Genomic DNA, 24,769 nt, shown 5'->3' with positions numbered 1-24,769 from the left:
CCGCTCCGCGCGCCGGTCGCGCCCCCCTGCGGACTCGCCACCCGGGTCGGCCGCGTCCACCTCTCCCGCACCGCCCACGACGGCGTCATCCGGGCGGTCCTCGTCGCACGCGTCGGGGTCGCGGACGAGGTACAACCGGTCGATCTCGTCCCTCGAGCCGGCCCGGACGCGGCCGTCGTACGCGTGTACCGCGGCGATCTGCGTCGTGTCCGGGTCGATCTGCACACCCCGGGTCATCCCGAACAGATCCACCCACGGCTCCCCCTCGGCGAACTCACCGACTCCGTAGGCCGCCTCCACCCCGGTGCCCGCCTCGCCCAGCCAGTATTCGAACGCCGACGCGGCGTCCTCCGCACGCAGCCCCGCCAGATACCCGTCCGCACAGTTCTCGTGGACCACCACCAGGTGCACCGAGTCGATGCCCTCCCGCGCGCAGAACCGCGCGAGTCCCCGCGCCGGGCCGGGGTCGTGGAGGTCGTCGGGGTCGTCGAGCAGATCGTCGTCCCCGGGGAATCCACGGCCGTCGTCCAGCAGCCCGTCGACGTCCATCCGCACCACCGGCCCCTGTCCACCGTCCGCGGTGCGACCGCACAGGATCACCACCGACCCCGGCCCCGGCGGGAAGCCGAGCATCGCCGGTATCGAGGCGATCAGCTCCTCCGGCGAGGTGATCACCACCGTCGCCCGCCCGTCCGTGCCGCCCTCGTCCTTCAACTCGCCCGTCGTCATCGCTCGCCGCCCGTTCGTCTCGCGCGTCCACGCCCCGTCGTGGCGCGGTCCGCGGGTGTCGTGCACCGGACCCACCATCGGCCACCCCGGCGGCCGCTCCCCGCCCCGGGACGCCGGACCGACGGCCGCCTGTGGAGGGAGACGGGGCCTGTGGGGATCGCGCGGGAATCATCTCGCGGGTGGTGACGTTGTGACAGTGGTGAACCCCCCGTCCCGGATGGACGACCGGGCGAACCCCGCCACCGACGGACGGGGTGTGGTGACGAGAGGAGTCGACATGGCCAGGCACAGCGATCTGTACCGACTGATCGAACCCGTTCCCGACCTGCGTTCCGAGGACGGCCGCGGGCCGGTCCTCGTGCACGGACTGGAGGGCTTCTCCGATGCCGGACTGGCGATCCAGGGCGTGTCCGAGTATCTCCGCGAGAGCCTGGACTCCCAGCTCATCGTCGAGTTCGACGTCGACGAGCTCGTGGACTACCGCTCGCGCCGCCCGCATCTCAAGTACTCGTTCGACCGCTTCGCGGACTACAACGAGCCGACCATCCAGATGCACGCGGTCAAGGCCTCCGACGGAACGTCCTTCCTGCTCCTGTCCGGGCTCGAGCCGGATCTCAAGTGGGACGGCTTCACCGAGTCCGTGATCGACCTCGCCGGGTCCTTCGGGGTCCGGATGTCGATCGGACTGGGAGCGATGCCCCTCGGCGTCCCCCACACCCGGCCCACCAACTCGAGCGCCCACGCCAGCGATGTGGACCTCATCAAGGGGTTCTCCGCCTGGCCCGGCGAGTTCTCGGTGCCCGGCAACGTGACCTCCCTGCTCGAGCTGCGGATGGCCGAACACGGGATTCCCTCCGCGGGCTTCACCGTGCACGTGCCGCAGTACCTGTCGCAGACGGCCTACCCGGCAGCCGTGCTGCACCTGGTCGGCAGCATCGCCAAGATCGCCGACCTCGAGCTGCCCACCGCCGAGCTGGAGAAGGCCGCCGAGGAGTTCACCGCCCAGGTCAACGCGCAGATCGCGCAGAGCCCCGAGATCCTCACCGCCGTGGAGCTCATGGAGAAGCAGTACGACGAGTTCATGGAGACGCGCCTCGGTTCCGACTCCCTCAACCCGGGCGGCAAGCCACTGCCGTCGGGCGACGAGATCGGAGCGGAGTTCGAGCGGTTCCTCGCCCAGCAGACGGGCGACGGCGGGCAGGGCGACGACCCGCAACGCGACGGGTGACGCCCGCCGGCGACTAGGCTCGGCCGGGTGCAGCTGCCCCAACTCCTCACCGATCTCGACGACGTTCCCGCCGACCTCCACGAGGAGGCGGTGTTCGACGCGTTCGTGGCCTGGGCCGCGGACCGGGGTCTGACGCTGTACCCGGCCCAGGAGGAGGCCGTACTCGAGATGGCCGCCGGGAGCCACGTCGTGCTCGCCACCCCCACCGGGTCAGGCAAGTCCCTGGTCGCCCTCGGCGCCCACTTCGCCGCGATGGCCCGCGGTCAGCGCAGTTACTACACCGCGCCCATCAAGGCGCTCGTGAGCGAGAAGTTCTTCGCGCTGTGCGAGGTGTTCGGGGCCGAGAACGTCGGCATGCTCACCGGCGACGCCGCCGTCAACGCCGACGCCCCCATCGTCTGCGCGACGGCCGAGATCGTCGCCAACATCGCGCTGCGCGAAGGGGCGGGCGCCGAGATCGGGCAGGTGGTGATGGACGAGTTCCACTACTACTCGGAGCCCGACCGGGGCTGGGCGTGGCAGGTCCCGCTCATCGAACTGCCCGACACCCAGTTCCTGCTCATGTCCGCCACGCTCGGCGACGTGGACTGGCTGCAGGAGGACCTGCACCGGCGCACCGGTCGGCAGTGCGTCTACATCGGCGGCACCGAGCGCCCGGTGCCGCTCTCGTTCGAGTACGCGCTGTCCGGCGTCCACGAGTCGGTCGAGCTGCTGCTGCGCGACGGCAGAGCCCCCGTCTACATCGTCCACTTCACCCAGGCCGCCGCGCTCGAACAGGCCCAGGCGCTGACCTCGCTCGCGGTGGCCGACAAGGAGCGCAAGGCCGCCATCTCCGACGAGATCGGCGGCTTCCGGTTCACCACCGCCTTCGGCCGCACCCTGCGCAAGCTGCTGCTGCACGGCATCGGCGTCCACCACGCCGGGATGCTCCCCAAGTACCGGCGGCTGGTCGAGAGGCTGGCGCAGGACGGCCTGCTCACCGTCATCTGCGGGACCGACACCCTCGGCGTGGGCATCAACGTCCCCATCCGCACCGTCCTGTTCACCGGCCTGACCAAGTTCGACGGCCGCCGACAGCGCGTGCTCAAGGCGCGCGAGTTCCACCAGATCGCCGGGCGCGCCGGACGCGCCGGCTTCGACACCGAGGGATTCGTCGTGGTGCTCGCCCCCGAGCACGAGATCGAGAACGCCAAGGTTGCCGCGAAAGCCGCCGCGAACCCCAAGAAGAAGGCCAAGGCCGCCAAGAAGAAGCCCCCGGAGGGTTTCGTCAACTGGTCACGGTCCACGTTCGACAAACTCGTCGGCGCCCGGCCCGAGCAGCTGACCAGCCGCTTCGAGGTGAGCAACTCGATGCTGCTCAACATCATCTCCCGGCCGGGCAGCTGCTACGACCACATGCGGCACCTGTTGCTGTCCTCCCACGAGACCCGCTCGCGGGTGCGCCACCACGTCCTGCGCGCCATCGAGCTGTTCCGAGGGCTGGAGGCCGCCGGGATCGTCGAGCGCCTGGCCGAACCGGACGACGACGGGCGGCACGTGAGGCTGACGGTCGATCTCCAACGGGACTTCGCGCTCAACCAACCCCTGGCGCCGTTCGCGATCGCGGCGATGGAGGTCCTCGACCCCGACTCCCCGACGCCCGAGCTGGACCTGGTCTCCGTCATCGAGGCCGTTCTCGATGACCCGCGCCCGATCCTCTACGCCCAGCAGCGGGAGGCACGCGGCGAGGCGATCGCCGCGCTCAAGGCCGACGGTGTCGAGTATTCCGAGCGCATGGAACTGGTCGAGGACATCTCCTGGCCCAAGCCTCTGGCCGACCTCCTCGCCGACGCCTACGACGCGTACCGGGCCGGGCACCCGTGGGTGGCCGGGATCGAACCGTCCCCAAAGTCGGTCATCCGGGAGATGGTCGAGCGCGGGATGACCTTCTCGGACCTGGTCTCGGCGTACGGGCTCGGCCGGTCCGAGGGCGCCGTCCTGCGCTACCTCACCGACGCCTACCGCGCGCTGCGCCAGACCGTCCCCGCCGACCGCCGGTCCGAGGAGTTCGACGACCTCGTGGAGTGGCTGGGCGAACTGGTCCGGCAGGTCGACTCCAGCCTGCTCGACGAGTGGGAGCTGCTCACCGATCCCGACGTGTCCTCCGAACGGGTCGCCGAGCTGGCCTTCGGCGAGACCGCGGGCGCAACCCGCCCGGTGACGGCGAACTCGCGGGCGTTCCGGGTGATGGTGCGTAACGCGATGTTCCGCCGCGTCGAGCTGCTCGCCCGCGACGACATCGAACGACTCGCCGAACTGGACACCGACGTGTCCGAGCACCCCGACTGGGACTCGGAGATCGACGCCTACTGGGACGAGTACGACGAGATCGGGACCGGGCCCGCCGCGCGGGGCCCGGCGCTGTTCACCGTGAGCGAGTCGGGCCCCACGGTGGCGCCGGGGACGTGGCGGGTCCGCCAGGTGCTCGACGACCCCGAGGGCGACCACGGCTGGGCGATCGAGGGCGTGGTGGATCTCGCCGCCAGTGACGAGGCCGGCGAGGTCCGCTTCGCCTCACTCGCACTTCACAGGTGAGTCGCCACCGACCGGGGGCCGCCCACCGGGCCGGGGACCGTACGATGTCCGACGAACCCCCACCCGATGACTGGAGGCCTGCTGTGACCCCCCGCGTTCTCTACAAGCGACTCGCTCTGGCGGAGGTGGTCACCTGGACTCTCCTGATACTGGGGATGATCGGCAAATACGGCTTCGGACAGGACTGGGCCACCTCGGTGGGCGGCGGCGTCCACGGATTCGTGTTCCTGTGCTACGTCGTGGCGACCCTGGCGGTGTGGACGGACAAGCGCTGGTCCGCCGGCACCGGGATCCTCGGTCTGGCCTCGGCGGTGATCCCGTACGCCACGGTCCCGTTCGAGCGGTCCGTCGAGCGCCGTGGCCTGCTCGAGGGCCCGTGGCGGCTCGGCCCGGGCGGCGACCGACCCGACGGCCCGGCGGACCGGGTACTCGCCTTCTCGCTACGCTCGCCCGTCGTGGCTCTGCTGGTCACCCTGATCGTGGTGGCGATCGTGTTCTCGCTGCTGGTCACCGCCGGCCCGCCCACCGAGTGGTTCTCGTGAGCCAGACCCGCGAGCCCGGCCGCCGCGAGCTCAACAAGGCCGATAAGCAGCGGCGCATCCACGCCGCCGCCCTCGAACTGTTCTCCCGGCACGGCTACTCGACCGTCACCACCCAGCAGGTGGCCGACCGCGCCGAGGTCGGGACGGGGACGCTCTTCCGCTACGCCCAGTCCAAGGGCGAACTCCTGTGCATGGTCGCCAACGAGGAGTTCCGCGCGATGGTCGAGTCCGTTCCCGAGACCGGGGACCCGGTCGAGGACCTGGTCGTCCTGTGCGAGCCCCTGCTGGTGGCGCTCGACAGGCAGCCGGAGAACATCGCCGCCTATCACCGCGAGACGTTGTTCGGGGAGGCCGGCCCCCACCGGGCCGAAGCGCAACGCATCCTCGGCGAGCTGCGGGAACTCATCGCCGCCGTACTCGCGGGGTACGCGGGCGGCGCGGTGACACCCGCGGACATGGCCGGCGCCGCCCAGACCGTGTTCGACGTCCTCTACATGACAATCGTGCGGTGCGGCGTCGAGCGCTCCTCCGCCAGCGAGGGACGCAGGGAACTCGAGGTGCACGTCCGGCGGGTCCTCTACGGCGTACTGACCGACCACCCCGAGGGCGGCTCCACGTCGGACCCCGGCGACGGCGTCGACTCGACGGTCTGACGGGGCCGTGAGCGGACCCCGGTGGCGCGTGTCACTACGCGGCGGGCGAGACTGACCTCATGACCGAGGTTGACCAGACCACCGCCCGCCCCGTCAAGGACGCCTCCACCGTGATGGTGATCCGCGACTCCGATGCCGGCCCGGAGGTGTTCGTCGCGCGCCGCGTGAAGGGCATGGCCTTCGCCGGCGGGATGACCGTGTTCCCCGGGGGTGGCGTCGACGCCGCCGACGACGACCCCGACCTCGCCTGGACCGGCCCCGCCCCCGCGTGGTGGGCCGAGCGCCTCGGCTGCGACGAACCGCGCGCACGGCGGCTGGTCTGCGCCGCCGCCCGCGAGACCTTCGAGGAGTGCGGCGTCCTCCTCGCCGACCACCGGGACGGCGCGCCCGTCTCCGACGCGGGGCGGTACCACGCGGCGCGCACCGAGCTCGAGGCCCACGAGCTGTCGTTCAGTGCCTTCCTGGCCCGCGAGGAGCTGTCCCTCGCCGCGGATCGTCTGCGCCCGTTCGACCACTGGATCACCCCGTCGGTCGAGCCCCGCCGGTACGACACCCGGTTCTTCCTCGCCGCGTTGCCCGTGGGTCAGGAACCCGACGACCAGACCACCGAGGTCGACCTCACCATGTGGGCGCGCCCGGTCGACCTGCTCGCCGACTTCCGCGCGGGTCACTCCATGCTCCTCCCTCCCACCTGGACCCAGCTCCGTCACCTGTCTGAGTTCCCGGACGTCGCCGCCGCCCTGGCGGCGGAACGCACGATCTCACCGATCGAGCCGGAGATCATCGAGCACCGCGGCGGCATCCGGGTGGGCTTCGACGGTTCCGACGAGTACTGGGCGGACCACCAGGCGGGGCACGCGCGCGAGAACGCCTGACCGGGCGCCGACGATCCCCGGCCCCTGCGGGTCGGACACCGCCCGAACCGCTGACGGGCGCGGTGACTCGATGGTTGACTGCCAAGCATGCCGGCATTCGAGTTCGACGTGGACGCGTCGATCGCCGCCGGGTGGGACCGGTTCGCCTCCCGCCTGGCGGATCTCCTGCGTGACCTGATCCCCGGTGCCACCTTCGACCTGGCGGTGCCCGTCCTCGGCGCGCCGTCGCCCCTCACGCCGTTCATCCGCTTCACCGCGGTGGGACAGCGGCGACTCGAGGCCGAGGTCTCCGGGGGTGGATCGGACGACGCCCCCGCCCCGCTGCGACCCGCGCAACTCGCGCAACTGGCCGCGCTCGGCTGGCGGGCCGCGGACGCCGAGGCGACGGCGATGCCGACACCCGGGCCCCAGGTCGCCCTGCCCACGGACCGGGCCACCGAACTCGCCCACCTCGTCGCCGGCACGCTCGAGCAGGTCTTCGGAATCCGACATCCGGTCTTCCTCCACGACGTGGCCGACGTCGACGACCCGGACGCCCGGGCTGCGGCGTCCGGCCCGGATCCCGCGGACGCGAGCGCGGCACGCCCCGGCGGCCCCACGGAACCACACGGGAGCGGCGACGAGGACGACTTCCGCCCGCAACCCATCACCGACCCCGACCAGGCGACCAGGGCGGTGGGCGCGGCGCTCGCCGAGGTCTACCGCAGACGCATGCACCCCGACGAGCACGACGTGTTCACCGTTCCCGCGGGCTGTGTCCTGCTCTTCGTGCGCGCACACCGCTCCCTCCCCCTCATCGTGTTCCGCAGCCCGCTGGTGACCGGGGTGCAGGACGCGGCGGCGGCCGAGACCGAGGTCGCGATCCTCAACCGCGACTCACTGTGGTGCCGGTACGTGTTCGACGGCTCGACCATCACGGCCGAGTCGGAGTTCGTCGACAGGGTGTTCGTCCCCGTCAACTTCAAGATCCACCTCGCCGAGATCACCGCCGAACTCGACGACGTCTACCCCGATCTCGCGCGACGAGTCGCCGGCGGGAACTCCCGCGACCTGCGCGCCTCCGACGATCCCGGCACCGGTGAGACGTAGGATCGGCACCGCCGGGAAGGGCCCGGCGCCCGATCCCGCCACAGGAGTGCCCATGCGTCGCGCCGCCCTCGTCGCCGTGGTCACCGCAGCGACCATGCTCACCAGTTCCTGTTCGCTCGTCGGAGACGACGAACGACGCGGAGTACCCGCCCCAGCCGCCGCACCGAGCGGGCCGCTGCCCACCTCCCAGCAGTTCGACCGGCCGTTCCCGGTGTCCGCCGAGAACTGGGACGCCACCGTCACCGTGTCGAACCTGCGATTCGTGCAGTCCTCCTCGTACCCGGACCCCGTCCTCGTCGTGGACGTGCGCGCGGTCCAGTCCGCCGGCCAACCGGAGATCGGCCCCGAGGACCTCACCGCCTATGACCCGTCGGGCCGGCCGTTCGAGCGGATCACCGACCCCTCCGGGACAGTGCCCGACCCGCTCGTCCCGTCGGTGATGACGACCCCCGGGCAGGAGATCAACGGCATGGTGGCGTGGACCGTGCCCCGTGGAGCCAGGGTCGGCCGCATCGACCTGACGAGCCCGTCCACGATCGGATCGATCACGGTGACGCGACAGCCCGTCGATCCGACGCCGTCCTAGTCACCCGCCGGGCCCGCTCCCGCCGGATCCGCCGCGACGTACGTCCACCGCCCTCCCCTGCGCTCGAACAGGGAACGCTCACGCATCACCCCCCGGTCGCCGGGCTCGACGTACCTCGCCTCGAACTCGACCACCCCGTCGTCGTCACCCTCGCCCCCGGCGACCACCTCCAGGACGGTGAGCCCGGTCCACTCCACACCCGACGCCTCCACGACCGGCGGACGCGTCCGCGGATGTTACGTGCGCCAGAGGTGGTCCGTCTGTCCGAGCGCGAACGCCGTATAGCGCGAGCGCATCAGCTCCTCCGCCGTCCGCGCGGGCACCCCGTCCTCCACGAGCGGGCCGCAACACGCCCCGAGATCGATCCCACTGCCACACGGGCACGCACTCATCCGTCTGCTCCGTTCCCCGATGATCCGCCCAGGTTACCGACGTACGAGGCCACCCCTGCCGACCCCCGCGACGCGGACCCCGCTGCCCCCGCCGGACTATCGTGAACAGTGACATGTCTGGACTAGCCTCCCTCCGCTCCCTCGCGCGGCGCCGCGCCGACCCGGACCTCGCCGCCCTGCGGGTACGGTCCTGCCGCGACCTGTGCAACTGGAACCGCACGCCCGTCGAGCGCCGCGGCGAGCCCCTGTTCGCGTGCCGGGGCTGCGGCTCCCAGTGGGTCCCCAGCGAGCAGTGGACGCCGCGCGAGGCCGACGGCGCCATCCCACCGGCCGTCCTCGAGCTGCTCCGTTCGGACGACTGACTTCACGACCCGGCCGACGCACGCCGCTATAAGGTCGGACCATGACCGACACCCCCTCACTCGCCCCCTCCACCGCCGCCTCCGACACCATTGACGCCACCCTGCGCCGATCGGCGTCCCGGTTCCCCGACCGCGTCGCCCTGACCTTCGCGGATCGTCGCTGGACCTACGCCGCCCTCGACGCCGCCGTCGACCGCGTCGCCACCCTGCTCGCCGGGCACGGTCTCGAGGACGGCGCCCGCATCGCGGCATACGGCGTCAACTCGGACGCCTACCTCATCGCCTTCCTCGCGACCTCGCGGGCGGGTTACATCCACGTACCCGTGAACTACGCCCTCACGGGGGGTGAGCTCGAGTACCTGCTCACCGACTCGGGGGCCTCGCTCGTCCTGGTCGACCCCGCCCAGGCGCCCACTCTCGATGCGGTCCTCGACGGCCTGCCCGCCCTGACACCCCTCGCGCTGCAGCCCGCCGCCGGCGAGGCACCCGACGGCACCGTGTTGGGTACCGCACTCGAGACCGGCGACGTCACGCCCGTCGACTCGCCCGCCTCCGGCGACGACCTCGCCCAGCTGCTGTACACCTCGGGTACCACCTCGCGGCCCAAGGGCGCGATGATGACCCACTCCGCGCTGGTCCACGAGTACCTCAGCTGCATCCTGTCCCTTGATCTGACCGCCGATGACGAGCCGCTCGTGACCATGCCGCTCTACCACTCCGCGGCGATGCACGTGTTCGCGATGCCGTATCTGTCACTGGGCGCGACCGTGCACCTGATGGCCGCCCCTGACGTCCCCGAGATCCTGCGCCGCATCGAAGAGGACGGGATCGGCTCCCTGTTCCTCGCACCCACCGTCTGGGTCCCCCTCGCGTCCCACCCGGACCTCGAGCGTCGCGACCTGTCGAGCCTCCGCAAGGCCCAGTACGGCGCCTCGATCATGCCCGTGACCGTTCTGCAGCGCCTGCGGGCCAGGTACCCGGAACTGGGGTTCTACAACTGTTTCGGCCAGTCCGAGATCGGCCCGCTCGCCTGCGTCCTGCGCCCCGAGGAGCACGACGACAGGCCGGCCAGCGCGGGTCGACCGGTCTTCTTCGTCGAGGCCCGGGTGGTCGACGAGTCGGGACTCGAGGTCGCCGACGGCGAGCGGGGCGAGGTAGTCTACCGCTCCCCGCAGCTGTGCAGGGGCTACTGGAACAAGCCCGACGCCACCCGCGAGGCGTTCCGTGACGGGTGGTTCCATTCCGGGGACCTCGTCGTGCGGGACGCCGGGGGGTACATCGAGGTCGTCGACCGCATCAAGGACGTCATCAACACCGGCGGTGTCCTGGTGGCCTCCCGCGAGGTCGAGGACGCCGTGTACCAGGACGAGCGGGTCGCGGAGGTGGCGGTCATCGGTACGCCCGACCCGAAGTGGATCGAAGCGGTGACTGCCGTCGTGGTCCTCAAGGACGGCGCGGAGGCCACTGAGGACGAGATCATCGCGGGCACGCGAGAGTACCTGGCACCGTTCAAGGTGCCCAAGCGCGTCGTGTTCGTCGACGAGCTGCCCCGCAACCAGTCCGGCAAGTTGCTCAAGCGCGAACTCCGGCAGGGGTGAGCCGGGCGGGCGGCGGTCAGCCGAGCCGTTCCAGGACCTCGCGCGCAACCAGCGCGGGGTCCTCCTCGGGCAGCCAGTGGCCTCGGTCGGTGAGCGGGACGAACCGGTACTCCCCCGTCATCCTGGCCGCCGTCGCCTCGGCCCCGCTCCGCGCGATCGCCGGATCCTGACCGCCCCACAGATAGGTGGTGGGGACGGAGACGTCGGGCAGCTCGTAGCGTCTCATCGCGCGGTACCAGTTGAGCGCTCCCGTCAGGGCGGACCGGTCCCCGAGCACCTCGAGGTGTCGGCCCACGAGATCGTCCGGGACCTGCCCGTCGAACATGGCGCGCAGGCGGCGGGCCCCGCCTTCGAGCAGCACGTCCTCGGCCTTGCCCTCCTGCCGGAACAGTCCGAAGTAGGCCGACCGCGCCTGCTGGTCGGGATCGGACTTGATCGCGTGGCCGAACGCCCCGAGATGCGGCACGGAGATGGCCGTGAGGCTCGCGACCCGGCTCGCGTGGTGGGCGGCCAGCCACCACGCGACGCACGCGCCCCAGTCGTGCCCGAGGACGTGCCCGCGCTCCAGCCCGAAGCGGTCCATCACCGCCAGCGCGTCGTCGGCCAGGTGCTCGATCGCGTACGCATCGACGCCTTCCGGCCGGGCATCGGGTGAGTACCCGCGCTGCATCGGGGCGATCACCCGCACGCCCTGCCCGGCGAGACTCTCCGCGACACCCTTCCACTCCCACGCCGATTCGGGGAAACCGTGCAGTGCCAGCACCGTGCGCGCCGGCTCCTCGGCCGGCGCCCCGCCGTTCCCCTCCCAGACCAGCACGTCGAGCGCGCCGACCGGGACGTCCACTGAGACTGTGCGTGGTTCCATACGCGGACCCTAACCGGTCCGGGGCTCACCGCGGGCGACTTCCCGGGCGCGCCGTTCGTTCCAGTCGTGGACCAGCCACATCTCCACTACCAGCGGATCGACCGCGGCCTCGCTCGCCCACGTGGCGACCACGTCGAGGTAACGCTGGTAGCGCCGGGGCGTCAGCCGCGCGGAGGACTCGATCTCGGTCCACCCGGCGTGCACCAGAGTCCCGATCCCGGCGGGGTCGACCGGCACGATGCTCTCCGCAGACCACGCCATGCCCAATGAGGACAGGTAGAGCGAGGCGAGCGGATACCCCAGGTCCGGGACGCCGCGGCCCGCGCCCCCGGGCGCGCCGTGACGCAGCAGGTTCATGGCCTCCACCGGCGCGTCGAGCCAGTCCACGACCTCGTGCAGCACCAGGGGAAAACCATGGGGTGACACCGAACGCCACCCGGCACGGTCCCTGGCGGGGACACGGAAGTCGGGTAGCCCCCGCCTCACGCCGGACCGCAGCGGGTGGGCGGATAGCCAGGCCGCGCACATGTAGAGCGTCACCACGGATTCCTCCAGGCTACCGCGGGCGCGGCGGCCCGCCGCCCACAGATCACTCCTGCGCAGGTAGCCCGACCCGGACTGCACGATCCCGCCGTCGGGCCCTCCCGCGACGAGACGAAGGTCGATCCCCCTCTCCGCGAGCCGGAGGTTCCAGCGGTCGAGGTCGATCTCCACGTACTCGTCCGCGACGAGCAGGGCGGGCGGCTGGGCGCGGCACCAGTCGAGACAGTCCGCGGGTAGTTCGGGCGCGAGGCGGGGTCCGGTGGTGGTCATGCCCCGCACGGTGTCATACGGGTACGACACTTCCCGGACCCCGAGCCCGGCCGCGGCCGCCGCTCAGTCCTGCGCGAACGCCTCGAGGGGCGGGCAGGAGCAGACGAGGTTCCGGTCTCCGTGCGCGCCGTCGATCCGGCGGACGGCGGGCCAGACCTTCGGCCGCCAGGCCGAACCGAGGGGATAGCCGGCGACACTGCGCGGGTACGCGTGGTCCCACTCGTCGGTGGAGACGCTCTCGGCCGTGTGGGGCGCACCGCGCAGCGGGTTGTCCTCCACGGTCCACTCGCCGGCGGCGACGCGGTCGATCTCCGCGCGGATGGCCGCCATCGCCTCGCAGAACGCGTCGAGCTCGGCCAGGTCCTCGCTCTCCGTCGGCTCCACCATCAGGGTGTTGGGCACCGGGAAGCTCATGGTGGGCGCGTGGAACCCGTAGTCGGCAAGCCTCTTGGCGACGTCGTCGATCGAGATGCCGACCGAGTCGATGAGCGGGCGCAGGTCGAGGATGCACTCGTGCGCGACCCAGCCCCCCTCGCCGGAGTACAGGACCGGGAATTGCTCGCCGATGCGTCGGGCCAGGTAGTTGGCGCTCGCTATCGCGGTCAGCGTGGCCGTGCGCAGGCCGTCTGCGCCCATCATCCGGATGTAGGCCCAGGTGATCGGCAAGATCGACGCGGAGCCGAAGGCCGCCGCCGAGACCGCGCCGCCCGAGCCCAGCCCGGACTCGTGCGGATGGCCGGGGAGGAACTCGCGCAGGTGCTCGGCTACAGCCACCGGACCGACGCCCGGTCCGCCGCCACCGTGCGGGATGCAAAAGGTCTTGTGCAGGTTCAGGTGGCTCACGTCGCCGCCGAACCGGCCCGGACGCGCGACGCCCACGAGCGCGTTGAGGTTCGCGCCGTCGATGTAGACCTGGCCGCCCGCGTCGTGGACGATCGCGCAGATGTCCTCGATGTCGTGCTCGTACACGCCGTGGGTCGACGGGTAGGTGATCATGATCGCCGCCAGCTCGGAACCGTGCTTGTCGACCTTCGCCCGCAGGTCGTCGACGTCCACGTCGCCGTTCTCGCGGCAGGCCACCACGACCACCTTCATGCCGGCCATCACGGCCGACGCCGCGTTCGTCCCGTGCGCCGAGGACGGGATGAGGCAGACCGTCCGGTCGTCGTCGCCGCGGGAGCGGTGGTACTCGCGGATGGCCAGCAGGCCCGCGTACTCGCCCTGGCTGCCGGCGTTGGGCTGGAGGCTGACGGCGGCGTAACCGGTGATGTCGACCAGCCACTGCTCGACGTCTCCGATCAGCTCGCGGATCCCGGCGGTCTGCTCGGCCGGAGCGAAGGGGTGGAGCCGGTTGAACTCCGGCCACGTGATCGGTTCCATCTCGGTGGTGGCGTTGAGCTTCATGGTGCACGAACCGAGCGGGATCATGGTCCGGTCCAGCGCCATGTCCTTATCGGACAGCGCCCTGAGGTACCGCAGCATGGCCGTCTCGGTGCGGTAGCGGACGAACGCCTCGTGCTGCAGGAACTCGCTCGTGCGGTCACCGTGGGTCGGGTCGACCGTGATCTCGGTGCGGGCGGCGTCGGCACCGAACGCGTCGAGGACGATCCCCACGTGCTCGGCGGTGGTGGCCTCGTCACACGAGACGGACACCGTGTCGTCGTCGACCTTCCACAGGTTCACGCCGCGCGCGGCGGCAGCGCCGAGCACCTCGTCGGCGCGGCCCGGCACGCGGGCGCGGACGGTGTCGAAGAACGCGTCGTGCAGCACCTCCACCCCGGCGGCGCGGAGTCCGTCGGCGAGCGCGGCGGCATGGGCGTGGACGCGCCGGGCGATGGCCGTGAGGCCCTCCGCGCCGTGGTAGGAGGCGTACATCGCCGCGAGGACGGCCAGCAGGACCTGCGCGGTACAGATGTTGGACGTGGCCTTCTCGCGACGGATGTGCTGCTCCCGCGTCTGCAGGGCCAGTCGGTAGGCGACGCGCCCGTCCTCGTCCGTCGAGACACCGACCAGCCGGCCGGGGAGATTGCGTGCGTGCGCGGAGCGACACGCCAGGAACCCGGCGTGGGGCCCGCCGAAACCCATGGGGACGCCGAACCGCTGCGTGGTGCCGAAGCACGCGTCCGCGCCCTTCTCCCCCGCCGGCGTGTGGACCGTCGCGGCCAGCAGGTCGACGCCCGCGGCGACCATGACGCCGCGCTCGTGGCACTTCTCGATGAGGGGCGCCACGTCGGCGACGCGGCCGGAGGCACCGGGGGTCTGGACCAGGGCCCCGAAGAACTCGCCGTCCGGGAGCCCGTCGTCGACGAGGTTCGCCGTGACCAGTTCGATGCCGAGGGGCTCGGCGCGGGTGGCGAGGATCGCCGCGGTCTGGGGGAAGATGTCGGCGTCGACGGCGAAGCGGGGGCTCTTGGACGAGCGGTTGGCCCGTCGCAGCATCGTCATGGCCTCGGCCGCGGCGGTCCCCTCGTCGAGCATGGAGGCGTTGGCCATGTCCATGCCGGTCAGGTCCGAGACCATCGTCTGGAAGTTCAGCAGCGCCTCGAGACGGCCCTGGCTGATCTCCGGCTGGTACGGGGTGTAGCCGGTGTACCAGGCCGGGCTCTCGATGATGTTGCGAATCAGCACCGGCGGCGTGAGGGTGTCGTAGTAGCCCTGCCCGATCATGGACACCGCGACGGTGTTGCGGTCGGCCAGCGCCCGCAGCGCCGCGAGGGTGTCGGCTTCCGACAGCGGCTCCGGGAGCGCGTTGATGCCTGCCGCCCGTCCGTCCGAGCCGACCTCGTCGAGGATGACCGAGGGGACGGCGCGCTCGGCGAGCTCGTCCAGGGAGCCGACGCCGATGGTGTCCAGGATCCGCGCGAGTCCTTCGGCATCGGGGCCCAGATGGCGGGCGACGAACTCGCCTCCGGTCCGGGCAGTGTGGGGGGTCGTCGTCACAGGTGCTCCTCAGGTGGCGGGGCCGCCCGGACAGGCGGCCTGCGGGCCGGTGCTCCCTCTCCGCTCTGTCCCCTGCCGGACGGGTGCCGGCGCCTGAGAGATTCGCGGGACCCTCACGACGGACCCCCGCTTTCCCCGTGGGCGGGTGGTCTGTTCCACCGCTCTCCAGAGGCGTTCGACGACCGCACGGTCCGGGTGCCTGAGAGATTCTCGGAGAGGAGTTGCTCCTTCGGCGCCCGCGGCCATGGCCGCGGAGCTCTCCCGTGGGACGCGTGAACGCACCGCCGAGTCTAGACGACGACGGCCGACTAGCCGGTACGGCGTGAGGCGCGGGCCCGGCGGCGAGCGGCGAGCTCGTCCTCCACGGGCGCGACGATGTCGTCCTCGGTCACCGTCTCCGCGGGGAACTCGGAGATCGAGCCGGCGAGCTCACGCATCGCGCCGCCGATCCCGATGCCGAACACCCCCTGGCCGCCCTGGAGCAGGTCGAAGACCTCCTCCTTGGACGTGCACTCGAATACGGTCCGGCCGTCGGAGAACAGGGTGATGGTGGCCAGGTCCTCCACACCCCGCGACCTGATCTGATCGACGGCCTTGCGGATGTTCTGCAGGGAGATCCCGGTGTCCAGCAGCTGCTTGACGATCTTGAGGACCAGGATGTCCTTGAACGAGTAGAGGCGCTGGCTGCCCGATCCGGCGGCGTTCCGGATCGACGGCACGACGAGGTCGGTGCGTGCCCAGTAGTCGAGCTGACGGTAGGTGATACCGGCGATCTGGCACGCGATGGGCACCCGGTACCCGCTGGTGCCGTCCGGGATCCCGTCGTCGGGGAACAGTCCGGGCTGCACCTCGTCGAAGGACGCCTGCGTCCCCTCGACGGCGTCACCGAAGAGGCTCGGCGTGTTCGGTACGGCGTCGGACGGCTCCGAGACCCGGGTGTGGTCGGCCACGATTGCTCCCTCAAGCTGCGGGTGCCGCCTCGTTCGGGGCGGCACGGTACCGGGACGAGACCCGGATCCTGGACGCGTGAACACCATCGGTGTAGTTCACTGGGGGCAACGCTATGCCCGCCGCGGTCCACTATCAATAGGACACGCGGTAAACCTCAACCTCAAGTTGAACTTTAGGCTCATTCGTCACCTGCGAGTTGGTGCAGCAGTGACTGGAGGGACCGCCGAATCCGCTGCTCAGGAGGTGGATCCGCCGGGATTCTCGGCCGGCCCGCCGCCTCCGAGGAAGTCGTCCGGGCTCACCTGGTCCAGGAACTCACGGAAGGCCTCGACCTCTTCCTCGCCCTGCTCGACGAGCGAGATGCCGACCTCGTCGAGCACCTCGGGACTGACCAGGACGGGCGAGGCCGTGCGGAGCGCGACAGCGACCGCGTCGGACGGGCGCGCCGACACACGGGTGTTCGCGAACACCAGTTCCGCGAAGAACGTCCCCTCCGACACCCCGATGATCTCGACCTTCTCCAGAGGGTGGGAGAACGTCTCGAGAAGCGTGGCCAGCAGGTCGTGGGTCAACGGCCTGCTCGGCTGGACCCCCTGCTGCTGGAGACTGATCGCCGCGGCCTCGGACGCGCCGATCCAGATCGGCACGTACCGCCCACCGTCCTTCTCGTGCAGGATCAGTACGGGCGCGTACTCCGGCTCCTCGAAACGGATACCGACGACGTCGACCTCTCGCATGTTCTTCCCCATGTTCTCCGCCTCTCCCACGTCACCAGCGTAGCCCTGATCCGGTTCGGCGCGAGCGGACGCGGGGCCCTCAGGGCTCCAGTGCGTGCCTCACGGCCACGGTCACCAGGGTCGAGTGCAACGACACCGACAGTGCGGCGATCTCCCGCGCCAGCTCGGCGGCCCGGTCCCGGGCGTCCGCGTCGCCCTGGCGGGCTACCGGGCCGGCGATCTGGGTGATCAGCCCGGTCTGACGATCGGCCGCGGTCCTGAAGCTCCGCAGGTGGCGTACGTCCACCCCGTGGGTGGCGAGATCGTGCGCGGTGCGGGCGATGAGGACCGCCTCGGGATCATAGAACCCACCGGGCCCCGCGGCGATCAGGCCGGCGTCGACGAGAGCGTCCACGAGCCCGGCGTCGACGCCGGACTGTTCGATGACGTTCTCCCGGGTGAGACGCTTGACGGTGTCGCTGCGGAAATCGTCCGGCGTCGACCCGGGCACGCCGTCTGCGCCGGGCCGCGGCCGGAGCGCCGTGGTCGACCCGTCGGCGATCGCCGCGTCGAGGGCGTCGAGCTCCTGGCGGATCACCTTCAACGGCAGGTACCTGTCGCGCTGGGCGGTCAGGACGTACCGCAGGCGCTCCCGATCCTCGACGCTGAAGCGCCGGTAACCGCTCGCCGTGCGCTCAGGGGTGACCAGCCCCTCGTTCTCGAGGAACCGGACCTTCGACACCGTGAGGTCCGGGAACTCCGGACTCAGAAGTGCGATGACACCTCCGATGGAGAGGAACTCCTCCTCTTTCGGGGCGCCCTGTCCGGCGGCTGTCACTGCCCGGGCGTACCCGTCAGGAACACCAGGCGGAACTTGCCGATCTGGACCTCGTCACCATTGGACAGCGACGCGGAGTCGACGGGCTCACGGTTGACATAGGTGCCGTTGAGCGAGCCCACGTCGACGACGGTGAAGGTCTCGCCCTCACTGCGGAACTCCGCATGCCGACGGCTCACGGTCACGTCATCGAGGAAGATGTCGCTGTCCGGATGACGACCGGCGGAGGTGGTGCTCTGGTCGAGAAGGAACCGCGAACCCGCGTTGGGGCCGCGCTTGACGACGAGCAGGGCCTGCCCCTCGGGGAGACCCTCGACACCCGTCACCGCGGAATCGGACTGCGCCGACTGCTGATCGGACTCGTTGAGGAGTTCGGCACGGAACACGGAGGTGGTCTCGGCGGTCGCCTCGGGCATGTTCTTGTTCTCGGTCACGTTGGTCTCTCCTCGTCCGAGCCCGTCAGCGGGCTCACCGTACGGTGCAGTTGATTCTATGTCGGAGTCGTCGCCCGCGGGGTCCGGGGGCGTCGGCGATCCGCTCAGCTCTCCGTGATCTTCGCGTACCCGTCGGAGTCCAGCGTCTGCTCGAGCTGGGCCTCAAGGTCCTCGATATCGGCGATCTCGAGAACGACGATCCATCCCTCCCCGTACGGGTCGGAGTTGACCAGCTCGGGGGACGTCTCGAGCGCGGTGTTCACCTCGACGACCTTGCCGCTGAGCGGCGCGTACAGGTCGGAGACGCTCTTGGGTGACTCGACCTCGCCGAACGGCTCACCCGACTCCGTCTCGCCCCCGACGTCGGGCAGCTGGACGAACACGATGTCGCCGAGCTTCGACTGCGCGTACTCGGTGATGCCGATACGCACCCGCGTGTCCGACACCCGTTCCACCCACTCGTGCTCATCGGTGTACCGGAGCTGGTCGGGGATGTTCTGATCGCTCACTGACGCGCCCTTCTCGAGTGGCTCACTACGAATTCCATCTGGCGACATTACACACCGTCGCGCCCGCCCACAGCAGCCGATCGAGCCCGGCGGAGGGGAACCGCGCGGACGATGTTCAGTGCCTGCCACAGGTAGATGCCACCGCTCCAGACGTACAGACCGACACCCCAGTAGAGGCATGCCTCGCCGATGATCTGGAACCCCTCGCCGCCGGGCGCGTCCGCGTAGCCGGCCAGCAGCAAGGGGAACGACCAGAACAGCGCGAACGTCGCCGCCTTGCCGAGGTACGTGACCTCCGGGTCGAGGCCGCGCCGGCGGTAGACCGGCAGGGTGGTCACCAGCAGCAGGTCGCGGGCGACGAGCACGACGACGATCCACGCGGGGATGAAACCCGCCAGCGCGAACGTGACCGGAACCGCCGCCACGAGGATCCGGTCGGCGATGGGGTCGAGCCGCTCCCCCCACGTCGAGCGCATGTTCCACAGTCGCGCGATCTTGCCGTCCAGCCAGTCCGAGACGACCAGGACGCCGAGGAGCCACAGCGCCAGCATCGCGTCGTCCCACACGAGGATGCTGACGATCAGCACGGGGATGAGGGCGATCCGACCCAGCGAGATCGCGTTGGGCAGGGTCCAGAAGCGGTCGCTGACCCGCGGGTCGCGCGATGGGATCTCGGGCCCCAGGCCGGGCGGGACCGCCGCGGACAGATGCCCGCCCCGCGGTGGCGGGATGCGGGCGCCCAGAACCCGAGCCTCGCCGGTTCGCCACTCCCTCAGGTCGGTCTCGCGCCCTCCCTCGCGTGCCGCACTCATCGGAACGTCGACATCATCCCGGAGAAGACGCTACCGCCGGCAGCCATCGGGTTGTCGTGCACCATGTACGTCCAGGTCGACGTGGGGCGCGCCATGGAATTGGCCTCCAGATCGACTCCGTCGGCAGTGAACTCGATCTCCGCGAACGTGGCCTCCGACTCGCGGACCGCGTCTGCCGCGAGATCGCGGAAGTGGTCGATCGCGATGCGGTGGAATTCGTCGAGGGGGTTCTCCCGGCCGAGGGCGCGGAGGTGGATCGACTCGCGGACGTCGGTCATCGTCTCCAGGTGACGAGCCCAGCCACGGTCGAGGTGCCACAGCATGATCTCGCGGCACCCCCGGACCACCGCGTCGCGTCCGTGTGCCTCCACCAGCCGCGCACTCCGCTCGGGATCATGCGCGGTGAGCTCCTCGAACGCCTTCTCCGTGCGGAGCAGAGCGCTCCTGCGCTCGGCGAGGATCTCGCGCTGCTCGGCGAGGAGCCGACTGTACCGCCAGGTGTTGGCGTGGATCTCCAGCATCTGCCCCTCGGTGACCCGCTGCGCGTGGTCGACGGCGTCCCGCCCCCGATTGCCCTTGAGCAGCCCGGTGATCCTGTCGTGGGCGGTGGGGATCTTCTCCGGCTCGAGCGCCGACGTCACCACCGGATCGTCCATCGCTGCGAAGAAGACAGAACTGCCCGGATCGCCCTGACGCCCGGCCCGGCCCCGCAGTTGGTTGTCCAGCCGCTCGGTGCGGTGCCGGCCCGTGCCCACGACGTGGAGTCCGCCGAGCGCGACGACCTCGTCGCGCCGGGCCTCGTCGGATCCGCCGAGCCGGATGTCCGTCCCGCGGCCGGCCATCTGCGTGGAGACGGTGACGTGCCCGACGTCGCCGGCCTCCGCGATGATGGACGCCTCCTCCTCGTCGTTCTTGGCGTTGAGAACCGAGCACCGGACGCCCTTTTCCGCGAGCCGGGCTGCCAACGCCTCGGACTCGGCCACGTCGTGGGTGCCGACCAGCACCGGCTGCCCGGTGGCGTGGACGGCGGCGATGTGCTCGACCAGCGCGCGGTTCTTGCTGTCGTTGTCGATGTAGGTGCGGTCGGCTTCGTCGACACGGATGTTGGGCGTGTTCGGCTCGATCTGGGACACCCCGAGGGAGTAGAACTCGCGCAGCTGCGCACCTGCGGCCAGCGCGGTGCCGGTCATGCCGCACACCTTGTCATATCGGCCGATGAACGCCTGGACCGTGAGGCTGTCGAGGATCTGTCCCGCCTCGGAGACCGCGACGCCCTCCTTGGCCTCCACCGCGGCCTGGAGCCCGTCCGGCCATCGCTGGAGTTCGGCCACGCGTCCACGGGAGGCGTTGACGAGCTGGACCCGGCCCTCGCGGACGATGTAGTCGACGTCCCTGCGCAACAGGAAGCACGCGTGCAGGGCGACGTTGACCTGGACCAGGGTCGTGCCGACGTGGTCGGCGTCGTAGAGGTCCTCGATCCCGAGTTCGGTTTCGATGGCCTCCGCCCCGTCGTCGGTGAGGAAGATGTTGCGACGCTCTGAATCCGTCTCGTAGTGGCGGCCGGGTCGTAGCTTCCGCACCGCCGCCAGGACCTCCCCCGTCGGCGCCTCACCGGACGTGGATCCCGCGAGCACCAGGGGAACCAACGCCTCGTCGACCAGGACGGAGTCCGCCTCGTCCACGAGGGCGACGTCGGTGGTCGGCGAGATGAGGTCGGCGGGATCGGTCACGAGTTGCTCGCGCAGGACGTCGAACCCGATCTCGGACACCGAACCGTAGGTGATGTCGCAGGCGTAGGCCGCGCGGCGCTCGTCACGCGTCGACGACTCCGTGACGTGGCCGACCGACAGGCCCAGCAGCTCGAGCATCGGTCCCATCCACCGGGCGTCGCGGGCCGCGAGGTAGTCGTTGACCGAGATGACGTGGACGGTGTGTCCCTGCAGTGCGTACCCGGCCGCCGCCACGGCGCCGGACAGCGTCTTGCCCTCGCCCGTGGCCATCTCCACGACGTCGCCGGCGAACATCCGGAGAGCGCCCTGGAGCTGTACGTCGAACGGGCGTAGGCCGACGGCCCGGCCGGCCGCCTCCCTCGCCAGGGCGAGGAACCGCGCGAGATCCTCCGGCGCATCACCGAAGAGGCGCAGGCCGTGGGCGGCGTCCGCGAACTCGCCGTCGTCCAGTCCCGCCGCCCAGTCGTCGAACCCGTGCGAGGCCTCGACCGCGCTCTGGGCGCGCGACGTGTCGCGTCCCTGGGTGGAGCCCATCAGCTTCCAGAAGCGGTTGGCCAGTCCCACGCGTGGAGTCCTTCCCGGTCACGAACAGTTGCCCCCACCGTACGCAGGGCCCGGCACCGTCGGGGCCGCGGCCCGCCGGTCGCCGCATCAGCGATCGGGGTCGATCTGCCCCCGTAGTCGGCGCATGGCCTCGGTCGAGAGCATCCGGTCCCCCGCGCGCGCCGCGAGGTGCTCGGCCGCGAGGTCGGCGGGCGTCGGGCGGTGGGCTGCGGTCGGGGGCCGGACGCCGTTGTCGCGGGCGATTCCGGCGAGCCTCTCCGCCTCGGCCACCGCGGTCTCGGCGCGGGTCTCCACCGACTCGACGAGCTCACGGAACGCGACCGCGCGATCGACCACCTCGGCCCACACTCCGTCGATGGAGGCGCCGAGTCCGGTCAGCGTGGTGAAGCCGTCGCGAGCCGGAGGCACACCCGCCGAGGCGGAGGCCTCGCGCAGTCGGCACAGATCACCCGCGAGTCCCACGACCTCGGTCTCGGCGTCGAACTGCAGGCGGATCTCCTCCACCGCGCGTCCGCCCCGGCCGTACGCCCGTTGTAGCCGGTCGTAGAGCCCGCCCACCTCCATCAACATCGCGGTGTACATCTCCGGGATCCGGCGACGGTCCGCGCGGATCCGTGGCAGCGACGGTAGCGACGCGACTGCGTTCTGCACGCGCTGCGGCAGCACCACCCGGCCCATCTCGCGCTGGCCGTAGGCCGCGGCGACCGTGCCCAGTTCGCCGAGCGTTCGGGGCACCAGGGGCACCGGCGCCATGGTCGGCGTCGAGGCCAGCGCGTCGAAGAGCCGCCCGCGGTCATCGGTGTCCAGATGCACGCCGCGGCGGCGGTCGGCGCGGATGTCCTTGACCCGGAACGCCCACACCCCGGTCCCCCGGGTGAAGCCCGTGCGCATCACCAGGTATCTGCGGTCGAGGTCGGCCAGGCGGGTGCGGAGGGCCATCCGCAGCATCGACGGCGCGGGGCTGTCGATCGTCCTCCTCAGATCGTGCCGTTGCTCCTCGATGATGCGCACCTGGTGGAAACCACCGACCGTGGGGAACGGGAGGTTGCGGTGGAGCCGGGCCAGCACCACATCGCAGATCCGCGGTTCGACGAGGCCGCAGGCGACGAGCAACGCCGACCGGTCGGACAGCTCGGCGACCGGTGGTCGGCCCTCGCCCCGGCACATGAGGTCGACATCGGACACGATCCGGTCCCGTGCGGTCCGTGGCCCGCGCTCATCCGCCATGTGCCCCTCCTCGCCCGTGTCCACTCTGTCGGCCCGCCTTCATCGGGGTACAACGGTCGGGCCGCGCCCCGTGTTCCCCCGCGGGCCACGCCCCGTGTTCCCCCGCGGGCCGCGCACCGTGTTCCCCCGCGGGCCGCGCACCGGCGCCGCGTCGGTCACCGTTCATAGCCCAGCCGGGCGTCGTCGAGGATCCGTGGCCGGTCGAGTGTGGAGGGCTCGAGCCGCATCGGCGCCACGTCGCGCCCGAAGCGGCCGGCGGCCTCGAGGGTTCCGGGGTCGAGGAACCTCAGTCCACCGACGTCGGGGCGTAGCCGGAGATCCGGGGCGTCACCGTCGGCCGAGGCCAGGACGAAGCCCCAGTCCCCGAACGTCGGGACATGGACGTGATACGGGGTCGTCCCCCACCCGGCCGAGCCCACCGTGGCCACCGTCCTCCAGAACTGCCGCGGCGTGGAGAACGGGCTCCCCGACTGGACGACCATCAGACCGTTCTCGCCGGTCACCCCGCGTACGAGGCCGTAGAACTCCTCGGAGTACAGGCGGGACAGGGCGGCGTTGCGCGGGTCGGGCAGATCCACGAGCACCGCCCCGAAACCGCCCGGCGGCACCGCCCTGTCGCCGCCCCGGCGCAGCCACGCGAAGGCGTCGTCCACCACGACCTCCACCCGCGGGTCGTCGAGAGACCCCCGGTTGTCCGGGAGCAGTTCGGTGCGGGCGATATCCAGAACGGCCGGGTCGAGCTCCACCTGGACCACCCGCCGGACCCCGGGCACGGCCAGGAGGTCCCGGGCCGCCAGACCGTCGCCGCCCCCGAGCACCAGGACGTCGCCGGGCCGGTTCGCCACGGCGGGCTGGACCAACGCCTCGGTGTACCGGTACTCGTCGAGGCTCGAGTACTGGAGGGTGCCGTCGAGGTACAGTCGGCGGTCGGTACGCCCGTTGTAACGCGCCCTGGTGACGACGATCTCCTGGTACGCGGACTGGGTGTGGGAGAGCACCGGGTCCGGGTAGAGCTTGGCCCTCGACCACTCGGTGACGCCGTCGAGAGCGACGACCAGCGTGCCCAGCAGGGCCGCGACCAGTGTCAGCGACAGCGCCGCGACGACGGTCTGCGCCCGGGACAGCAGGCCCCGTAACGCGAGCGTGAGCAACACCGCCGCGGCGGCGACGTTGACCAACCCCGTGATGGCGGCGGCCTGCTGTATCCCTAACGACGGCAGGAGCAGGAACGGCCACAGCAGTCCCCCGACGAGCGCGCCCAGGTAGTCGGCGGCGTTGAGATCGGCCAGCACCCGACCGGCTTCGGCCGACCCGGTCCGCCGACCGGTCTGCAGCAGGGACATGAGCAGCGGGACCTCTGCGCCCACCAGCATCCCGATCGCGGCGGTGGCCACCACGAGCGTGACCATAGATGCCGCGTCCGACCCGAGGGTCGTGAACGTCACGTAGAGGGCTGTCGCCGACACTCCTCCGACGAGCCCCAGCGTCGCCTCGACGCCGATGAAACTCGACGCCGGGCGGTCGACGAACGGCTTGGCCAGCAGCGCGCCGAGACCGAGGGCCGCGACGTACCCGGCCACCACGAGACTCGTGGCGACGATCCCGCCGCCCTGGACGGTGGTCGCGAGCGTGAGGAGAGCGAGTTCGTAGATCAGCCCGCAGGCGGCGCACGCGGCGACGGAGGCCAGGACGATCGGGCGCCACCAGCGGCCCGCACGCGGCGCGGGACGTCCGGCGGGCTC

The 24,769-nt window shown here is 71.1% G+C and carries 22 protein-coding genes, 1 pseudogene and 1 riboswitch; of the genes and pseudogenes, 9 read left to right on the top strand and 14 right to left on the bottom strand.

Going from position 1 to position 24,769, the window contains the following annotated elements:
* Window positions 1-795: DUF4192 family protein (locus tag HMPREF3086_RS11940; RefSeq protein WP_246830980.1), on the bottom strand; the 795-nt coding region annotated here is incomplete at its 3' end.
* Between the two features lie 211 nt (window positions 796-1,006).
* Between HMPREF3086_RS11940 and HMPREF3086_RS11935 the strand changes: the two genes are divergently transcribed.
* The 7 genes from HMPREF3086_RS11935 to HMPREF3086_RS11905 all read left to right on the top strand — a co-directional run bounded on the left by HMPREF3086_RS11935 (window position 1,007) and on the right by HMPREF3086_RS11905 (window position 8,276).
* The gene (locus HMPREF3086_RS11935) at window positions 1,007-1,957 is read left to right on the top strand and encodes a proteasome assembly chaperone family protein (protein WP_070722061.1); all 951 of its coding nucleotides are present in this window, start codon (window positions 1,007-1,009) and stop codon (window positions 1,955-1,957) included.
* 27 nt (window positions 1,958-1,984) lie between these two features.
* On the top strand, window positions 1,985-4,531 hold the full coding sequence (locus HMPREF3086_RS11930; RefSeq protein ID WP_070722057.1) for a DEAD/DEAH box helicase: 2,547 nt from the start codon (window positions 1,985-1,987) through the stop codon (window positions 4,529-4,531).
* Window positions 4,532-4,614: 83 nt separating this feature from the next.
* Window positions 4,615-5,073 (top strand): DUF3817 domain-containing protein, encoded by a 459-nt coding sequence (locus HMPREF3086_RS11925; protein ID WP_083324424.1) that lies wholly within the window; start codon window positions 4,615-4,617, stop codon window positions 5,071-5,073.
* The gene (locus HMPREF3086_RS11920) at window positions 5,070-5,726 is read left to right on the top strand and encodes a TetR/AcrR family transcriptional regulator (protein ID WP_070722053.1); all 657 of its coding nucleotides are present in this window, start codon (window positions 5,070-5,072) and stop codon (window positions 5,724-5,726) included. The genes HMPREF3086_RS11925 and HMPREF3086_RS11920 overlap by 4 nt, the downstream gene beginning before the upstream one ends.
* A 59-nt stretch (window positions 5,727-5,785) precedes the next feature.
* Entirely contained in the window at window positions 5,786-6,601 is an 816-nt protein-coding gene (locus HMPREF3086_RS11915) for an NUDIX hydrolase (RefSeq protein WP_007629024.1), read from the top strand.
* Between the two features lie 87 nt (window positions 6,602-6,688).
* Window positions 6,689-7,690: a TY-Chap domain-containing protein gene (locus tag HMPREF3086_RS11910; protein ID WP_070722051.1), complete on the top strand. Its 1,002-nt coding sequence runs from the start codon at window positions 6,689-6,691 to the stop codon at window positions 7,688-7,690.
* 52 nt (window positions 7,691-7,742) lie between these two features.
* Window positions 7,743-8,276: a hypothetical protein gene (locus HMPREF3086_RS11905; protein WP_007629026.1), complete on the top strand. Its 534-nt coding sequence runs from the start codon at window positions 7,743-7,745 to the stop codon at window positions 8,274-8,276.
* Here the strand turns inward: HMPREF3086_RS11905 and HMPREF3086_RS19635 are convergent.
* Window positions 8,273-8,668 (bottom strand): annotated as a pseudogene (locus HMPREF3086_RS19635) (YchJ family protein). The gene HMPREF3086_RS11905 and the pseudogene HMPREF3086_RS19635 overlap by 4 nt on opposite strands.
* Before the next feature lie 113 nt (window positions 8,669-8,781).
* Here HMPREF3086_RS19635 and HMPREF3086_RS11895 point away from each other — a divergent pair.
* Window positions 8,782-9,030, top strand: coding sequence for a hypothetical protein (locus HMPREF3086_RS11895; protein ID WP_197471380.1), 249 nt, complete (start codon window positions 8,782-8,784; stop codon window positions 9,028-9,030).
* A gap of 41 nt (window positions 9,031-9,071) precedes the next feature.
* On the top strand, window positions 9,072-10,628 hold the full coding sequence (locus HMPREF3086_RS11890) for a fatty acyl-CoA synthetase (RefSeq protein ID WP_007629029.1): 1,557 nt from the start codon (window positions 9,072-9,074) through the stop codon (window positions 10,626-10,628).
* A 16-nt stretch (window positions 10,629-10,644) separates the two neighbouring features.
* Here HMPREF3086_RS11890 and HMPREF3086_RS11885 read toward each other — a convergent pair whose 3' ends face one another.
* The 12 genes from HMPREF3086_RS11885 to HMPREF3086_RS11830 all read right to left on the bottom strand — a co-directional run.
* Window positions 10,645-11,493 (bottom strand): alpha/beta fold hydrolase, encoded by an 849-nt coding sequence (locus HMPREF3086_RS11885; RefSeq protein WP_061228824.1) that lies wholly within the window; start codon window positions 11,491-11,493, stop codon window positions 10,645-10,647.
* 9 nt (window positions 11,494-11,502) lie between these two features.
* Window positions 11,503-12,306 (bottom strand): 8-oxoguanine DNA glycosylase OGG fold protein, encoded by an 804-nt coding sequence (locus HMPREF3086_RS11880; RefSeq protein WP_061228825.1) that lies wholly within the window; start codon window positions 12,304-12,306, stop codon window positions 11,503-11,505.
* Window positions 12,307-12,369: 63 nt separating this feature from the next.
* Window positions 12,370-15,246 carry an aminomethyl-transferring glycine dehydrogenase gene (gcvP, locus tag HMPREF3086_RS11875; protein WP_070722049.1) on the bottom strand — a complete coding sequence of 959 codons (2,877 nt, stop codon included), beginning with the start codon at window positions 15,244-15,246 and terminating at the stop codon, window positions 12,370-12,372.
* Between the two features lie 177 nt (window positions 15,247-15,423).
* Window positions 15,424-15,520, bottom strand: a riboswitch (glycine riboswitch).
* Between the two features lie 34 nt (window positions 15,521-15,554).
* Window positions 15,555-16,196, bottom strand: a complete 642-nt coding sequence (locus HMPREF3086_RS11870) for a MerR family transcriptional regulator (RefSeq protein ID WP_061228827.1) — start codon at window positions 16,194-16,196, stop codon at window positions 15,555-15,557.
* A 237-nt stretch (window positions 16,197-16,433) separates the two neighbouring features.
* The gene (locus tag HMPREF3086_RS11865; RefSeq protein ID WP_061228849.1) at window positions 16,434-16,934 is read right to left on the bottom strand and encodes a bifunctional nuclease family protein; all 501 of its coding nucleotides are present in this window, start codon (window positions 16,932-16,934) and stop codon (window positions 16,434-16,436) included.
* Between the two features lie 79 nt (window positions 16,935-17,013).
* Complete coding sequence (locus HMPREF3086_RS11860; RefSeq protein ID WP_061228828.1) at window positions 17,014-17,751, bottom strand: transcriptional regulator FtsR; 738 nt, start codon at window positions 17,749-17,751, stop codon at window positions 17,014-17,016.
* The gene (locus HMPREF3086_RS11855; RefSeq protein ID WP_174521542.1) at window positions 17,748-18,167 is read right to left on the bottom strand and encodes an oxoglutarate dehydrogenase inhibitor Odhl; all 420 of its coding nucleotides are present in this window, start codon (window positions 18,165-18,167) and stop codon (window positions 17,748-17,750) included. Before HMPREF3086_RS11855 ends, HMPREF3086_RS11860 begins: the two co-directional genes overlap by 4 nt.
* A 122-nt stretch (window positions 18,168-18,289) precedes the next feature.
* Window positions 18,290-18,694 (bottom strand): glycine cleavage system protein GcvH, encoded by a 405-nt coding sequence (gene gcvH / locus HMPREF3086_RS11850; protein ID WP_061228829.1) that lies wholly within the window; start codon window positions 18,692-18,694, stop codon window positions 18,290-18,292.
* Window positions 18,695-18,741: 47 nt separating this feature from the next.
* Window positions 18,742-19,506: a CDP-alcohol phosphatidyltransferase family protein gene (locus HMPREF3086_RS11845; protein WP_070722047.1), complete on the bottom strand. Its 765-nt coding sequence runs from the start codon at window positions 19,504-19,506 to the stop codon at window positions 18,742-18,744.
* Window positions 19,503-21,770 (bottom strand): accessory Sec system translocase SecA2, encoded by a 2,268-nt coding sequence (secA2, locus tag HMPREF3086_RS11840; protein ID WP_246830981.1) that lies wholly within the window; start codon window positions 21,768-21,770, stop codon window positions 19,503-19,505. Before secA2 ends, HMPREF3086_RS11845 begins: the two co-directional genes overlap by 4 nt.
* Before the next feature lie 117 nt (window positions 21,771-21,887).
* Window positions 21,888-23,027, bottom strand: a complete 1,140-nt coding sequence (locus HMPREF3086_RS11835) for a hypothetical protein (protein ID WP_061228850.1) — start codon at window positions 23,025-23,027, stop codon at window positions 21,888-21,890.
* A gap of 155 nt (window positions 23,028-23,182) precedes the next feature.
* The coding region (locus HMPREF3086_RS11830; protein ID WP_305790937.1) for a polyamine aminopropyltransferase at window positions 23,183-24,769 on the bottom strand (1,587 nt) is incomplete at its 5' end.

It is taken from the genome of Dietzia sp. HMSC21D01 (assembly GCF_001815995.1).
Taxonomy (GTDB): domain Bacteria; phylum Actinomycetota; class Actinomycetes; order Mycobacteriales; family Mycobacteriaceae; genus Dietzia; species Dietzia cinnamea.
Note: the sequence above shows the minus strand (reverse complement) of the source record. Positions and strands in the feature narration are given on the sequence as shown.

Coding starts and splice junctions, on each gene's coding strand:
- HMPREF3086_RS11915 (WP_007629024.1), top strand. CDS start 5,786: ATGACCGAGGTTGACCAGACCACCGCCCGCCCCGTCAAGGACGCCTCC.
- HMPREF3086_RS11835 (WP_061228850.1), bottom strand. CDS start 23,027: ATGGCGGATGAGCGCGGGCCACGGACCGCACGGGACCGGATCGTGTCC.
- HMPREF3086_RS11855 (WP_174521542.1), bottom strand. CDS start 18,167: ATGCCCGAGGCGACCGCCGAGACCACCTCCGTGTTCCGTGCCGAACTC.
- HMPREF3086_RS11865 (WP_061228849.1), bottom strand. CDS start 16,934: ATGCGAGAGGTCGACGTCGTCGGTATCCGTTTCGAGGAGCCGGAGTAC.
- HMPREF3086_RS11845 (WP_070722047.1), bottom strand. CDS start 19,506: ATGAGTGCGGCACGCGAGGGAGGGCGCGAGACCGACCTGAGGGAGTGG.
- secA2 (WP_246830981.1), bottom strand. CDS start 21,770: ATGGGCTCCACCCAGGGACGCGACACGTCGCGCGCCCAGAGCGCGGTC.
- HMPREF3086_RS11890 (WP_007629029.1), top strand. CDS start 9,072: ATGACCGACACCCCCTCACTCGCCCCCTCCACCGCCGCCTCCGACACC.
- HMPREF3086_RS11880 (WP_061228825.1), bottom strand. CDS start 12,306: ATGACCACCACCGGACCCCGCCTCGCGCCCGAACTACCCGCGGACTGT.
- HMPREF3086_RS11895 (WP_197471380.1), top strand. CDS start 8,782: ATGTCTGGACTAGCCTCCCTCCGCTCCCTCGCGCGGCGCCGCGCCGAC.
- HMPREF3086_RS11935 (WP_070722061.1), top strand. CDS start 1,007: ATGGCCAGGCACAGCGATCTGTACCGACTGATCGAACCCGTTCCCGAC.
- HMPREF3086_RS11905 (WP_007629026.1), top strand. CDS start 7,743: ATGCGTCGCGCCGCCCTCGTCGCCGTGGTCACCGCAGCGACCATGCTC.
- HMPREF3086_RS11910 (WP_070722051.1), top strand. CDS start 6,689: ATGCCGGCATTCGAGTTCGACGTGGACGCGTCGATCGCCGCCGGGTGG.
- HMPREF3086_RS11885 (WP_061228824.1), bottom strand. CDS start 11,493: ATGGAACCACGCACAGTCTCAGTGGACGTCCCGGTCGGCGCGCTCGAC.